Origin of the sequence: Chryseobacterium lathyri (genome assembly GCF_003290185.1) — a bacterium.
GTDB lineage: Bacteria > Bacteroidota > Bacteroidia > Flavobacteriales > Weeksellaceae > Chryseobacterium > Chryseobacterium lathyri.
On the sequence record NZ_QNFY01000002.1, the window covers coordinates 382,767 to 395,947 of the forward strand.

The 13,181-nt window shown below is 38.2% G+C and carries 13 protein-coding genes; 7 read left to right on the forward strand and 6 right to left on the reverse strand.

What is annotated here, in order from left to right:
• Positions 1-3: 3 nt before the first annotated feature.
• The 6 genes from DRF61_RS04085 to DRF61_RS04110 all read left to right on the forward strand — a co-directional run bounded on the left by DRF61_RS04085 (position 4) and on the right by DRF61_RS04110 (position 6,445).
• Positions 4-1,566: an SGNH/GDSL hydrolase family protein gene (locus DRF61_RS04085; protein WP_111954316.1), complete on the forward strand. Its 1,563-nt coding sequence runs from the start codon at positions 4-6 to the stop codon at positions 1,564-1,566.
• An 86-nt stretch (positions 1,567-1,652) separates the two neighbouring features.
• The gene (locus tag DRF61_RS04090; RefSeq protein ID WP_111954318.1) at positions 1,653-2,591 is read left to right on the forward strand and encodes a ribose-phosphate pyrophosphokinase; all 939 of its coding nucleotides are present in this window, start codon (positions 1,653-1,655) and stop codon (positions 2,589-2,591) included.
• A 55-nt stretch (positions 2,592-2,646) separates the two neighbouring features.
• Entirely contained in the window at positions 2,647-3,300 is a 654-nt protein-coding gene (locus DRF61_RS04095; protein WP_111954320.1) for a 50S ribosomal protein L25/general stress protein Ctc, read from the forward strand.
• Positions 3,301-3,516: 216 nt separating this feature from the next.
• Complete coding sequence (locus DRF61_RS04100; RefSeq protein ID WP_111954322.1) at positions 3,517-4,737, forward strand: aminotransferase class V-fold PLP-dependent enzyme; 1,221 nt, start codon at positions 3,517-3,519, stop codon at positions 4,735-4,737.
• 132 nt (positions 4,738-4,869) lie between these two features.
• Complete coding sequence (locus DRF61_RS04105; RefSeq protein ID WP_111954324.1) at positions 4,870-5,688, forward strand: T9SS-dependent choice-of-anchor J family protein; 819 nt, start codon at positions 4,870-4,872, stop codon at positions 5,686-5,688.
• Between the two features lie 124 nt (positions 5,689-5,812).
• A complete protein-coding gene (locus tag DRF61_RS04110; RefSeq protein ID WP_111954326.1) occupies positions 5,813-6,445 on the forward strand; it encodes an NAD(P)H-dependent oxidoreductase in 633 nt (210 codons plus the stop codon).
• Between the two features lie 61 nt (positions 6,446-6,506).
• Here DRF61_RS04110 and hemE read toward each other — a convergent pair whose 3' ends face one another.
• The 6 genes from hemE to hemA all read right to left on the reverse strand — a co-directional run bounded on the left by hemE (position 6,507) and on the right by hemA (position 11,743).
• A complete protein-coding gene (hemE, locus tag DRF61_RS04115) occupies positions 6,507-7,538 on the reverse strand; it encodes a uroporphyrinogen decarboxylase (RefSeq protein ID WP_111954328.1) in 1,032 nt (343 codons plus the stop codon).
• 66 nt (positions 7,539-7,604) lie between these two features.
• The gene (locus tag DRF61_RS04120; RefSeq protein ID WP_111954330.1) at positions 7,605-8,276 is read right to left on the reverse strand and encodes a uroporphyrinogen-III synthase; all 672 of its coding nucleotides are present in this window, start codon (positions 8,274-8,276) and stop codon (positions 7,605-7,607) included.
• A gap of 4 nt (positions 8,277-8,280) precedes the next feature.
• Positions 8,281-8,937 carry a peptidoglycan recognition protein family protein gene (locus DRF61_RS04125; protein ID WP_111954332.1) on the reverse strand — a complete coding sequence of 219 codons (657 nt, stop codon included), beginning with the start codon at positions 8,935-8,937 and terminating at the stop codon, positions 8,281-8,283.
• A gap of 9 nt (positions 8,938-8,946) precedes the next feature.
• Positions 8,947-9,528, reverse strand: coding sequence for a DUF1287 domain-containing protein (locus tag DRF61_RS04130; protein WP_111954334.1), 582 nt, complete (start codon positions 9,526-9,528; stop codon positions 8,947-8,949).
• Positions 9,529-9,573: 45 nt separating this feature from the next.
• Entirely contained in the window at positions 9,574-10,482 is a 909-nt protein-coding gene (gene hemC, locus DRF61_RS04135; protein ID WP_111954336.1) for a hydroxymethylbilane synthase, read from the reverse strand.
• A complete protein-coding gene (hemA, locus tag DRF61_RS04140; RefSeq protein WP_111954338.1) occupies positions 10,469-11,743 on the reverse strand; it encodes a glutamyl-tRNA reductase in 1,275 nt (424 codons plus the stop codon). Before hemA ends, hemC begins: the two co-directional genes overlap by 14 nt.
• 396 nt (positions 11,744-12,139) lie before the next feature.
• Here hemA and DRF61_RS04145 point away from each other — a divergent pair, with 396 nt between their 5' ends.
• A complete protein-coding gene (locus DRF61_RS04145; protein ID WP_034700899.1) occupies positions 12,140-13,165 on the forward strand; it encodes a rod shape-determining protein in 1,026 nt (341 codons plus the stop codon).
• Positions 13,166-13,181 lie beyond the last annotated feature (16 nt).

The following is a 13,181-nucleotide window of genomic DNA, read 5'->3' on the forward strand; positions in this document are numbered from 1 at the left end:
ACTATGAAAAAAATTATAATATCAACACTTGCCGTTTCCGCACTTCTTTTTACAACAAGCTGTGAGAATGATTTTGATACTGATGTAAAAGATATCCAGATAACAAGCGGCGAGGCAAACTTTTCTAATTATGTTTCTTTGGGGAACTCGTTGACATCCGGTTACAGGGATGGGGCTCTTTATAGCAGCGGACAAAATGAATCATACCCAAGTATTATTGCAATGCAGATGAAGCTTGCGGGCGGCGGAGCATTTAAACAACCTTTAATGCCAAATGATGTAGGTGGATTTATCGGATTGCCTGGCTTTCCTGGAAAATTGACTCTTCAGGTGACAGCAAGCGGAAGCTTGGGTCCGGTTGCAAGCAGTCCTGCAGCAGCATTAGATAATGTAACTGCCGGTGGACCTTACCACAATATGGGGGTTCCGGGGGCGAAATCTTTCCATTTGGTTGCGCCAGGTTACGGAAGCTCTGCGAACCTTGCTCTAGGTGCTGCTAATCCTTATTTCGTGCGATTTGCTACTTCTCCGACAACTTCTGTTTTACAGGACGCAATGGCTCAGAAACCTACATTTTTCTCTCTTTGGATTGGTAATAATGATGTATTGTCTTATGCGACCAATGGAGGTGCGAATTCTCAGACTGTAGGAGGGGTTACTACTTATACTCCGGCAACAGTTCAGAGTGGGAATGTAAACCCGTTAACTTATAAATCCAATGATATTTCTGATCCTAATCTTGTAGCAGGATCTATTAAAAATGTACTGGATGGTCTTAAAAGTGTAGGAACAACAAAAGGAGTTATTGCTAATATTCCTTATGTTACTTCTATTCCTTTTTTTACGACAGTTCCTTACAATCCTTTAACACCAACAACTTTAGGAGCAAATTTAGCCACTCTTAATACAAACTTATATGGGCCATTGAAACAGGCGCTTACTGCTTTTGGAGCTGGAGACAGAATTAATCTGCTTTCTTCTACTTCTTCCAATCCTGTTTTGATAAAAGATGTTGCTCTTACGAATCTGTCTGCACAGCTTACGGCTGCTCTGACTCCTTCTTTAGGATTGCCTACAGCAACTGCGTTTGGACAAATCTTTGGACAGGCAAGACAGGCTACATCAGAAGATTATATCCTTCTTACAACAAGTTCTCTAATTGGAACTCCTGCACCTGGTGCGCCAGCGCCTGCAAATGTTTATGGAATTTCTTATCCGCTGCAAAATCAGCATGTATTGACGAAAACAGAGGCTTCTTATGTAAAAACGGCTGTAGATGCCTATAATAATTCTATAAAATCACTTGCTGATTCTTATGGGTTAGCTTTTGTAGATGGGAATGCTAAAATGGTTGAGCTTAATGGAAAGTCGGGTATCCTCTACGATGGGGTAAGATATACTGCCAAATTTGTGACCGGTGGAGCTTTCTCTCTTGATGGTGTACACCTTACAGGAAGAGGTTATGCGGTTATTGCCAACGAGTTTATCAAATCGATTAATCAAAAGTATAAATCTACACTGCCACAGGTAGATCCTAATAAATATTCAGGAGTAAAATTCCCGTAATAATAGCAGGAAAATAAAAACTTAGAAACCACAAGAGTAATTCTTGTGGTTTTTTTTTAAATTTGCAAAATCTTTAAAAAGTAAAAATGGCCGATCAGTTAAGTTATCTATTTTGTACAAGAACCAGTAAGGACTTGGCAGAAAACATTGCCCAATATTATGGGAAAGAGTTAGGGAAAATCAACTTTCAGGAGTTCAGCGACGGGGAATTCGAGCCTGTTTTGGATGAGTCAGTAAGAGGAGGACGAGTTTTCCTAATCGGATCTACCTTCCCGCCTGCAGACAATCTGCTGGAACTACTATTGATGATTGATGCTGCGAAAAGAGCTTCCGCAAAAAGCATTACTGTTGTAATTCCTTATTTCGGACTTGCGAGACAGGACAGAAAAGACAAGCCAAGAGCTCCGATAGGCGCAAAACTGGTTGCTAATTTATTAACAGCTGCAGGAGCAACAAGAATTATGACAATGGATCTGCATGCAGACCAGATTCAGGGATTCTTTGAAATTCCGGTAGATCATCTGTATGCTTCAAGTATCTTCGTAGATTATATCAGAGCTTTAAACCTGGATAATCTTACCATTGCTTCACCGGATATGGGAGGAGCAAAAAGAGCGAAGAACTATGCAGGTCACCTGAGTGCTGAAGTAGTAATTGCCTATAAAGAAAGAAAAAAAGCAAATGTTGTAGAAGAGATGTTCCTTATCGGTGATGTGGAAGGCAAAAATGTGATCCTTATTGATGATATGATCGATACTGCGGGTACACTTTGTAAAGCGGCAGATATCTTAATGGAAAAAGGAGCAAAATCAGTAAGAGCGATGGCTACTCACGGAGTACTTTCCGGAAAAGCATACGAAAATATTGAAAACTCTAAATTGCTGGAAGTTATTGTAACTGACTCAATTCCTGTTAAAAATAATTTGTCAACTAAAATAAAAGTGCTATCTTGCGCCCCATTATTTGCGGACGTTATGAAGATGGTTCATGAGCATCAATCAATTAGTAGTAAGTTTGTTATTTAATTGATTTTTAGCGAATTGCAAAATTAAACAAAAACAATTTTTTAAATTTTTATAAATGAAATCTATTACAATTCAAGGTACAAAAAGAGAAAGCGTGGGCAAAAAGTCTACAAAAGCTTTACGTGATGCTGAATTAGTTCCTTGTGTTGTTTATGGAGGTGAAGCACCTTTAAACTTCTCTGCTGAAGAGAAAGCTTTCAAAGGTTTAGTATACACTCCTGAAGCACACACGGTATCTATTGAACTAGACGGAAAAACAATTTCAGCTGTTCTTCAGGATATTCAGTTCCACCCAATTACGGACAAAATTTTACATGCAGACTTCTATCAGTTATCTGCTGATAAGCCAGTGATTATGGAAGTTCCTGTAAGAATTACCGGACGTTCTAAAGGTGTTGTGGCTGGTGGTGTTTTACGTCAGTCTTTCAGAAAATTAAAAGTGAAAGCTATCCCTGCAAACTTACCTGATGAGGTAGTTGTAGATGTTACTCCATTAAGAATCGGTAACAAGATTTATGTAGGAGGGATCAAAGCTGAAGGATATTCTTTCGTACACCCTGACAATGCAGTTGTAGTGGCTGTTAAGATGTCTAGAAATGCAATGAAAGGTGGTGCAGTAGCAGAAGATGATGAAGATGAAGAAGCAGCAGAAGAAGTGGCAACACAGTCTCCTGACGTTCCTACAACAGAAGAAAAATCTGCAGAATAATATTTGCTTATTCAACAAACAATATAAACCTGTCAATCTATTGGCAGGTTTTTATTTTGTGATAAAATGATGATAATTATATGAGGGCTATTCTGTTCATCGAATTTTTCTATCGCCTGACCAATATCAGCCTTTAAGCCACTATGTCCTTTCAGAAAAAAAGCCGTAAATTTGAAGTGTTCTAAATAAGAGCAATCTAATTTAAAATTTTAATAAATGTTTGACATTCAGGAAATAAGAAGTCAGTTTACTATATTAAACCGCGAAGTGAATGGTAAACCATTGGTTTACTTAGATAATGCAGCAACATCACAGAAACCGGTTTCTGTTTTAAAGGTCTGGAATGACTATTATACAGAGATTAATGCCAATGTTCATAGAGGAATTCATACATTAAGCCAGTTAGCTACCGAAGAAATGGAGCTTTCAAGAAGAAAGATTCAGAAATTTATCAATGCTAAACATGATTTTGAAGTCATTTTTACAAAGGGAACAACGGAAGGTCTGAACCTTATCGCCTACATTCTGACGCAGAAGCTTAAAAAAGATGATGAGATTATCATTTCTTACCTGGAACACCATTCCAATATTGTTCCATGGCAGCTGCTTTGCGAAAGGACTGGGGCAAAGCTAAGAGTAATCCCGATTGATGAAAATGGTATTCTTCAATTGAACTATCTGGATGAATTTCTTAGCGAGAAGACAAAAGTGGTTTCTGTAAACCAGGTTTCCAATGCTTTGGGAATTGTAAATCCTGTAGAAGAGATTATTGCCAGGACAAGAAAAAATTCAGATGCTTATATTGTGATTGACGGTGCCCAGTCTGCACCTCACTTCGATATCGATGTACAGCGGATGGACTGTGATTTCTTTGTTTTTTCAGGACATAAGATGTATGCTCCGATGGGAACAGGCATCCTTTATGGAAAACAGGAAATCCTGGAAGATCTTCCGCCATTTCACGGAGGAGGGGAGATGATTGCTACATGTTCTTTCGATGGAACTACGTATGCCGGGCTTCCTTTTAAGTACGAAGCAGGAACTCCAAATGTTGGAGGGAATATTGCACTGGGTGCGGCTGTTGATTTTATTGAAAAAATAGGCAGACAAAATATCCAGAATCATGAAAATGCCTTACTGGAATATGCCCAGAGAAAACTCTTGGAGCTGGAAAACATAAAGATTTATGGAGAGAAGGCTAAAAGAGTAGGTGTAGTTTCCTTTAATCTGGAAGGAGTAGGAATATCTTCAGATGTAGGAATGATCCTGGATAAAATGGGAATTGCTGTGAGAACAGGCCACCACTGTACACAACCTATCATGGATTTTTTCAATATAGCCGGAACGGTAAGAGCCAGTTTTGCGGTTTACAATACTTTTGATGAAATCGACAGGCTTGTAGAAGGCGTAAAGAAAGCCCAGAAAATGTTGGGATAAACAATATAAAAAGCAGTTAATCGACTGCTTTTTTTAATTTAACATGCTGTTTGTGAGTAAATATTATGTTAAATGTTGGTTTTCTAGTGAATATTAATTGATAATTTTATTGAAACTAATAATTAATATATCATGAAAAAACAAATACTATTTTTTCTGATCACTTGTGGATTTTATAATGCACAGGTATTCTCTGAGAACTTTAACGGAGCCGTATTGCCTTCGGGATGGACTACTAATAATCCGGATACCGTCTACAACTGGGAGGTGGGAACTGTGAGCGGTTTTGCCTCGTTTCCCAGCGGGGCAGCCTTTTTTGATGATGATAATGCAGGGCCAAACAGTGTAAATACCAATGCGAGATTAATATCACCTGTTATTAATCTTTCTGCAGTTTCAAATCCAAAGCTTTCATTTAAATATGCCAACCAGATTTATGAACTTAATTCTACCTTGAAGGTTGAAGTCTTTAACGGGACATCCTGGGTACAGATATTTGCCTCTTCAGGAGCTTCCGGAACCTGGATTATTGACCTCAGTACACTCTCCTATATTCTTACAGCCTATAGCCTGGCAGGAAGTATCAATTTAGCTCCATATGCCAATGCTAACTTTCAACTGAGATTTATATATGATGACGCGGGAGATTACTCCTTTGGAGTTGCGGTAGATGATGTAGTTATTACATCAGGAGTATTGGGAACTTCGGAAGTTTCTCTTGCAGATAAAATACAGGTGTATCCCAATCCGGTACAAGACTATCTATATATTCAATCGGATAATTTGAAATTTGATTCTGAGGTCGCGGTAGTTGATATGGCGGGCAGGAAAGTCAAAAGCTTCATTGGAGCGCACGAAAGATATGATCTTTCTGATTTGCAAAAAGGATACTATTTCATTCGGATAGATAATAAAAAAGAAATAACAAGTAAAAAGATCAGAAAAGAATAAAATTATTGTAAATGTTATTTAATTATATTCATTACAATAGATTCTGCCAATAGCACAAATAGCAATTTTTGTGTACATGTATTTTACTTCTTGAGCTAATTTTGTCTGGTCTAAATTTAACTTAATGGAATTAATTGAAAAACTGAACTGGAGATTTGCCACCAAAGCAATGAACGGTCAGAAAGTACCACAGGGAAAAGTGGATAAAATATTAGAAGCTGCAAGACTGGCACCTACATCCAGCGGACTTCAGCCTTTTGAGATTATCGTGGTTACCAACCCGGAAGTAAAGGAACAGATTAAGCCTCACGCATGGAACCAGCCGCAGATTACAGACTGCTCTCACCTTCTGGTGTTTGCTGCCTGGGATAATTATACGGAAGAAAGAATCAACAGTATGTTTGACCTTACCAACGAGATTAGAGGCTTTAAAAACGAAGGCTGGGAAAACTACAGACAGATGCTGTTGGGAACCTATCCTCAGAGATCAGCGGAAGAAAACTTTACCCATGCTGCCAAACAGGCCTACATTTCATTTGGTGCTGCCATTATCGCAGCAGCCTTTGAAGAAGTGGATTCTACACCAATGGAAGGTTTTTCTCCCGAAGCTGTAGATGAAGTTTTGAATCTGAAAGAAAAAGGACTAAAGAGCGTATTGTTGCTGCCAATCGGTTACAGAGATGCATCAAATGACTGGTTGGTGAATCTTACGAAAGTGAGAAAGCCTAAAGAAGCTTTTATTACAGAAATGAATTAATCAGTTGATAAAAAAAATCCCTTTCAATTGTTTTGAAAGGGATTTTTTTATGATTTTTAATTTAAAGATTCGGTTTCCAGTCAACAACCGCTCTGATGAATGCTTCTGCGTTTTCAACGGGAATATTAGGTAAAATTCCGTGTCCGAGGTTAGCAATATATCTGTCTTTTCCAAAACGGTTGATCATCTCAGTTACCATTTTTTTGATGGTTTCCGGAGTAGAATGTAATCTTGCAGGATCAAAATTTCCCTGAAGCGTCATCGTATGGTTCGTTAATGTTCTTGCAAATTCCGGAGTAATCGTCCAGTCCACACCCAAAGCAGATGCTTTAGACATCGTCATGTCCTCAAGAGCAAACCAGCATCCTTTTCCAAATACCACGACATGGGTAAGAGGGCTTAATGCTTCAACGATCTGATTGATATACTGCCATGAGAACTCCTGATAATCCGTAGGAGAAAGCATTCCACCCCATGAATCAAAAACCTGAACCGCAGAAACTCCTTTTTCAACTTTTCTTTTTAAATATGCAATGGTAGTGTCTGTGATCTTCTGAAGCAGTAAATGAGCTGCTTCCGGCTGCTGGAAACAGAATGATTTTGCAATATCAAACGCTTTGCTTCCCTTTCCTTCCACACAATAGCACAGGATCGTCCATGGAGACCCCGCAAAACCGATCAATGGAATTTCATTATCCAGCTTTTGAAGAGTCAGTTCAATTGCATCAAAAACATAACCTAGCGTATCATTAACATCAGGAACTTCAATATTCTGCACCTGTTCCGCCGTTCTGATAGGATTGTCCAGCCACGGGCCAACTGATTCCTTCATTTTGAAATCAATTCCCATTGCCTGAGGAACTACAAGAATGTCAGAGAAAAGGATCGCAGCATCCAACGGAAATCTTTTGATGGGCTGTATCGTGATTTCAGCAGCCAGCTCGGGAGTCTGACATCTTGTGAAGAAGTCATACTTATCCCGGAGAGCAATGAATTCCGGCAGATATCTTCCGGCCTGTCTCATCATCCATACCGGCGGTCTTTCTACAGTTTCTCCGCGGAGTGCTTTTAAATATAAGTCGTTTTTAATCATAATTTATTTAAACTAATACGGCCGTTGCCGGCACTCATTATTTTTACCAGCCAGGCGTGCGGCTGTTTAAAGTTCCTTTTTTATCAATTCAAAAATGGAAGCCAGATTGTTTTCTTCTGATGTAAAGATTTCTTCTGTAGTGTGCTTTCTGAGCTCACCTGAGGTAGTTTCCCCGATGGAAAAAATCTTCATTCCTTCTAAAGAGTTGAGTTTTGCAAAACTACGAACTCCGCTTGGACTAAAAAAAACTGCAGCATGATATTTTTCAGGTACGGAAGGATAGAGCTCTTCGGTTTTATAAATCGTGATCTTTTTGTAGCTGATATTCTGCAAAGGAAGATCATTATCCAGGACATCTATGGCAAGATTACCGCAGAAGTGAAGGAATTGTTCGTGCTGGCAGTTTCCGATGATAAATCTTGAAAGGGTTTCCGCATTTTTCAGAACTTTAAATGTTCCGAAACCGTGTTTTCTCAGTTCACGTTTCGTCTTTTCACCAACGCAATATATTTTATTGTAGTTTTTTGCTGTAAAATCCTCGTTGGGTTTAAACTGATTGTTGAAAAATGAAATCACTCCGTTGACACTGGTGAAAATCAGGGAATAATTCTTTAAATCAAATGCAGCTGTTTTTATAGGCTCTGTCTTGATTACCTCAATACATTCAGCCGAAATATCCGATCCTAATTCTTTGGATAACAGCGAGGCATCTATAATTTTGGTAAACAGAATTTTCATTAAATTAAGGTTTGTCTTTTAAATGCAGATCAGTCACTAACAGTCTTACTTTCGTCATAAAATCTTTCCCCGGATCGTCTTTGACAGTAAAATAATCCGGATCCGTCTCTTTCCAAAGTTTAGAACCTCTGAATACACCATATTCTGAATGGCCTATCAGATATTCTATATTGTATTTTTTAGTCAAATGCCTAATCAGCTGAGCATTGGATAAAACCTGTTTTTCTGTAAGCGGCTGCTTCCTGCTTCCTATATTTTCAATGCCGATTGCACAGTAATTAAGGCCTATCGTGTGTCTTGCAAACATATTAGGCTCCATAAGCTGGTAAATGGTGCCATCCCGGTCTACAATAAACTGCGAAGAGACATTTAAAGTGCTCTGTTTCTTTAAAACATTTCTGGCAGATTCCAGGTGAGTTTTATTGAAATATTTATAATTGGTTTCAACAGTCCCTCCTGCAGTATAATGCAGAACAATTATTTTAGGAGAAATTGTTGGTGAGTTTTGTACAATATGATGATGATCTTTAAGGTACTCCAAACTTAAACGGACTCTCTCCTGAGAATAATCGATAGGCTTGCTGACGATTTTAAACTCGTTGGTTTGAGCTTTCGTATAACATGATAACAATACAAATAAAGCATAGATGAGGTTTTTCATAAAAGCAGCTTATTTGGGGTATTGATAATGTCCTGTGATGGTATATTTAAAGAGACAGTCTTCCAAAACCTGTCCGCCTCCTATATTATGCACAATCAGGAATCTTTTTCCGTCAGCAGATTTTTTATTGACGACAATTCCGATGTGCGTCAGGTTTCCCGGTAAAATCCACGTTACAATATCTCCCGGAACATAAAGTGCAGGATTGGTTTCAGTAGATTTTACTTTTCCAAATTTAGAAAAAAATACGGCAAGATTGGGAACCCTTCTGTGATCAATATTCGTGTCAGGTTTTTTTAATCCCCAGGTTTTCGGATACTTTGAAAAGTTCTTTACCATATCCTCATGTACTTCTTTTTGCAGATCAATACCGAGTTTTCTATAGGCTCTTATAATAACATCTGTGCAAACTCCTTTGTCAGCCGGGACATCACCGTTGGGATATTTGAGGACAAAATAGGCAGGATCGTACTTAACGGAGCCGTCTATTAGCGTCAAAGCAGAACTGGACAGCTGAAGCCCAAATTTATTCTGCGCATTTGCAATAAATGCACAAAATAGAAATATGAATAAAAAAAAGGATTTTTTCATTGTTCTGCACTTACGAATATAAACGTTCAATCTGTTTAAAAATTCTTAATACGAATTCTTAATTTCAGTCATCAGTTCTTTTCCGCCGTTTTCAAGAACGATTTTGGCGAACTTCTCTCCAAAATTTTCAGTGTCATTATATTCAAAGTTCTCATCGGTAGCAATACAGTTTTTGCCATCCAATGAGCAAAGAGCGGCTTTGAAGCGGATCTGGTTTTCGATCATCTCAGCAAAAGCTCCGATTGGGGCGGTGCATCCGCCTTCCAGTGTGCTCAGGAAATTTCTTTCGATCTCTACACAGATCTGGGTTTTCTTATGATTAATCTGGCTTAGGATTTCATTGATCTCTGTTTTATCAGAATGTCCGGCAACAGCAATGACTCCCTGCGAAGCAGCCGGGATCATTAGCGGAAGCATTTCATAATCAATGTCCATTTTCATTCTTTTGATTCCTGCCAGAGAAAGAATAGTAGCATCAAAATCTCCTTCTTCCAGTTTCTGGAGACGGGTCTGGATATTCCCGCGGATATCAGAAAACTCAGCATGAGGATAATTCTTTAACCAGAATGCTCTTCTTCTTAAGCTGCTTGTGGCTAGCTTAAGTTCATGGAACTCTTTATTTCTTGAAGATTCTTTTCTGATCAGTACGTCCTGAGGGAAATCTCTTTCCAGGTAAGCAACGATCTCGATATTTTGAGGCAGTTGCGTCGGAACATCCTTTAAAGAGTGAACGGCAATATCAATTTCGTTATTCAATAGAGCAACATCAAGGTCTCTTGTAAAAACCCCGGTGATTCCTAATGAATAAAGTGGTTGATTTAAGTTTTTGTCGCCGGAAGATACAATAGGAACAATTTCCGTTAAATAATTACGATTTTGAAGGTTCCTGGCAACCTCTCTTGCCTGCCAAAGTGCCAATGCGGAATTTCTTGTTCCGATTCTAATGCTTTTCATTGAATTCGTTGTTTGGTTGTTCAACTAATATTTCGTGCATTAATTTACTAATTTCTTCGGCTTTTAAAGGATTGTCGATGATAAATTTTGCAAAACGGTTGGTGATTTTCTGAATCATTTTGTCAGAAAGCTCCATGTCCGTGATGTTTATGTATTTATTTTTTTTATAAAAATTATGCATTTCATTGCGTTCCATATTCTTGAGAACAGCTTTGAAATGGTGAATATTGGGTGCCAGCTTTCTCTTTTTTTCCCATTCCAGAAACTCTTTCATCAGCTCTTTAATGATTTTTTCAGCTTTTGGAATTTCTTTTTCCCGCTGCTGAATCGTTTCCTGGATTTGTTTGGAAAGCTCATCTACATCAATCAGGGTTACATTTTCATTCTCGGTAACATTTTTTTCAACGTTGTGAGGAATAGAAAGGTCGATCACCAAGGTTTCTTTCCCGTTCGGGAAATGAGATTTGTTGATGATAGGATGTTTGGCTCCTGTGGCAACAATAAGAATGTCCGTGTTTTTTAATTCCCTGTCAAAATCAGAATAATCAACATGAGGAATACTGTATTTCTGGGAAATTTTTTCAGCTTTTTCCTGAGTTCTGTTAGCAATTTTAATTTTTGGCTGATAGACATGTTTGACCAGGTTTTCAACCGTATTTTGCCCGATCTCACCCACACCCAAAAGAAGAATGTTCTTTTCTGTAATTTTCTTCTGGCTGTTTAAAATATAATGAACGGCAGCATAAGACACAGAAGCGGCTCCGTTGGAAATTCCTGTCTCATTTTTAATTCTTTTCGAAATCTGGATCGCTGCATTGATGGCTCTTTCCAGATATGGATTGGAATTCTGTCTTTCTTTTTTAAAACGGCTGTATGCTTTTTTGATTTGTCCGATGATCTCAAAATCTCCGATAATCTGGCTTTCCAGTCCGGCTGCCACCCTGAAAAGATGGATAAGGGCCTCTTCTTTGGTCAGAATATTGGCAAACTGAAGAAAATCTGTAAGGTTTACTCCGATTGTCTTGCAGTATTCTTCTGCAACCAGGAGATAATTTGGAGAAGTGGTATAGATCTCGGTTCTGTTACAGGTAGAAACCACAAATGCATCTCCTAAATCCATAGTATGGACCCTGGCGACAAAATTCTTGATGTTATCATCAAAAAATGCAAACTTCCCTCTCGTTTCCACATCAGCCTTTTCATAGCTAATGGAAAGTACAGCAAAGTTTGAGGTCTGATGGATATTGGAATACTGTAACATAAGCAGCGCAAATTTACGGATTTTTTAATTAACCATTCTCTGATAATGTATATGATAATTATCGTGAAAAACTATGGTGATAAGGAAGAAAAAAGAAGTAGGAAGAGAAAGCTTCTAAGTTTATAAAATAGCTCGTAGCGTAGAAATATTTTATAATCAACCTATTATAATCTTGCTGATGTTATTTTATTGCTTTTAACGGAGGTGTTTTTATCTTTCGGCTCTGTCTTTCCTCCCCGGTCAATTTTAGTTTAAATCAGGCTCCGTAAATGATTAAATCAAAAGTTAATAAACAATTGTGAATTTTAATAAAATTTTAACCAAATTATATTCATGTTAAATTTCTTTAGTGGTGTTAAATTTATATCTTTGTAATCTTAAAATCAGAAGAAAAATATGAGTTTATTTGATATGTTTACGCAAGAAATTGCGATAGACCTTGGTACTGCCAATACCCTTATCATCCATAATAATAAAATTGTTATAGATCAACCGTCAATTGTTGCAATTGAACGTTCTACGGGTAGGCCGATTGCCGTCGGTGAGCAGGCTAAGCATATGCAGGGTAAAACTCATGAGGACATCAAAACAATCCGTCCATTGAAAGATGGTGTTATTGCAGATTTCCACGCTTCTGAACACATGATTAAGGAATTTATCAAAAAGATTCCCGGAATTAAAGGCAGATTTATTCAGCCGGCACTAAGAATCGTTATCTGTATCCCTTCCGGTATTACTGAAGTTGAGAAGAGAGCGGTAAGAGATTCTGCTCAGAAAGTAAACGCAAAAGAAGTAAGACTGATCTACGAGCCAATGGCTGCAGCAATAGGAGTTGGAATCGATGTGCAGAAACCTGAAGGTAATATGATCATCGACATAGGTGGTGGTACTACGGAAATTGCGGTTGTAGCTTTAGGAGGTATTGTATGTGACAAATCTGTGAAAATTGCAGGTGATGTATTTACAAATGACATTGCTTACTATCTGAGAACTCACCATAATCTTTACATTGGGGAAAGAACAGCTGAAAGAATTAAAATTGAAGTTGGTTCCGCAGTGGAAGATCTTGATGTTGATATTGAAGATATCCCGGTACAGGGTAGAGACCTTATTACAGGAAAGCCAAAAGAGATCATGGTAGGATATAAGGAAATTGCACGTGCATTGGACAAATCTATCATCAGAATTGAAGACGCTGTAATGGAAACACTTTCTCTTACTCCGCCGGAATTGGCTGCCGATATTTATAAAACGGGTATCTATCTTGCTGGTGGAGGTGCTTTATTGAGAGGCCTTGCGGACAGATTGCACAAAAAAACCGGTCTTCCTGTATTTGTTGCAGAAGATCCGTTGAGAGCTGTTGTTCGTGGAACAGGTATTGCCCTTAAGAATATGGATAAATTCAATTTCTTAATTAAATAATTTTAACCTTTTACGA

What these genes read in the sequence shown, in the direction of transcription:
- DRF61_RS04145 (WP_034700899.1), top strand. Translation starts at nt 12,140, where the DNA reads ATGAGTTTATTTGATATGTTTACGCAAGAAATTGCGATAGACCTTGGT.
- DRF61_RS04100 (WP_111954322.1), top strand. Translation starts at nt 3,517, where the DNA reads ATGTTTGACATTCAGGAAATAAGAAGTCAGTTTACTATATTAAACCGC.
- DRF61_RS04120 (WP_111954330.1), bottom strand. Translation starts at nt 8,276, where the DNA reads ATGAAAATTCTGTTTACCAAAATTATAGATGCCTCGCTGTTATCCAAA.
- DRF61_RS04095 (WP_111954320.1), top strand. Translation starts at nt 2,647, where the DNA reads ATGAAATCTATTACAATTCAAGGTACAAAAAGAGAAAGCGTGGGCAAA.
- DRF61_RS04125 (WP_111954332.1), bottom strand. Translation starts at nt 8,937, where the DNA reads ATGAAAAACCTCATCTATGCTTTATTTGTATTGTTATCATGTTATACG.
- DRF61_RS04105 (WP_111954324.1), top strand. Translation starts at nt 4,870, where the DNA reads ATGAAAAAACAAATACTATTTTTTCTGATCACTTGTGGATTTTATAAT.
- hemC (WP_111954336.1), bottom strand. Translation starts at nt 10,482, where the DNA reads ATGAAAAGCATTAGAATCGGAACAAGAAATTCCGCATTGGCACTTTGG.
- DRF61_RS04090 (WP_111954318.1), top strand. Translation starts at nt 1,653, where the DNA reads ATGGCCGATCAGTTAAGTTATCTATTTTGTACAAGAACCAGTAAGGAC.
- hemA (WP_111954338.1), bottom strand. Translation starts at nt 11,743, where the DNA reads ATGTTACAGTATTCCAATATCCATCAGACCTCAAACTTTGCTGTACTT.
- DRF61_RS04085 (WP_111954316.1), top strand. Translation starts at nt 4, where the DNA reads ATGAAAAAAATTATAATATCAACACTTGCCGTTTCCGCACTTCTTTTT.
- hemE (WP_111954328.1), bottom strand. Translation starts at nt 7,538, where the DNA reads ATGATTAAAAACGACTTATATTTAAAAGCACTCCGCGGAGAAACTGTA.
- DRF61_RS04130 (WP_111954334.1), bottom strand. Translation starts at nt 9,528, where the DNA reads ATGAAAAAATCCTTTTTTTTATTCATATTTCTATTTTGTGCATTTATT.
- DRF61_RS04110 (WP_111954326.1), top strand. Translation starts at nt 5,813, where the DNA reads ATGGAATTAATTGAAAAACTGAACTGGAGATTTGCCACCAAAGCAATG.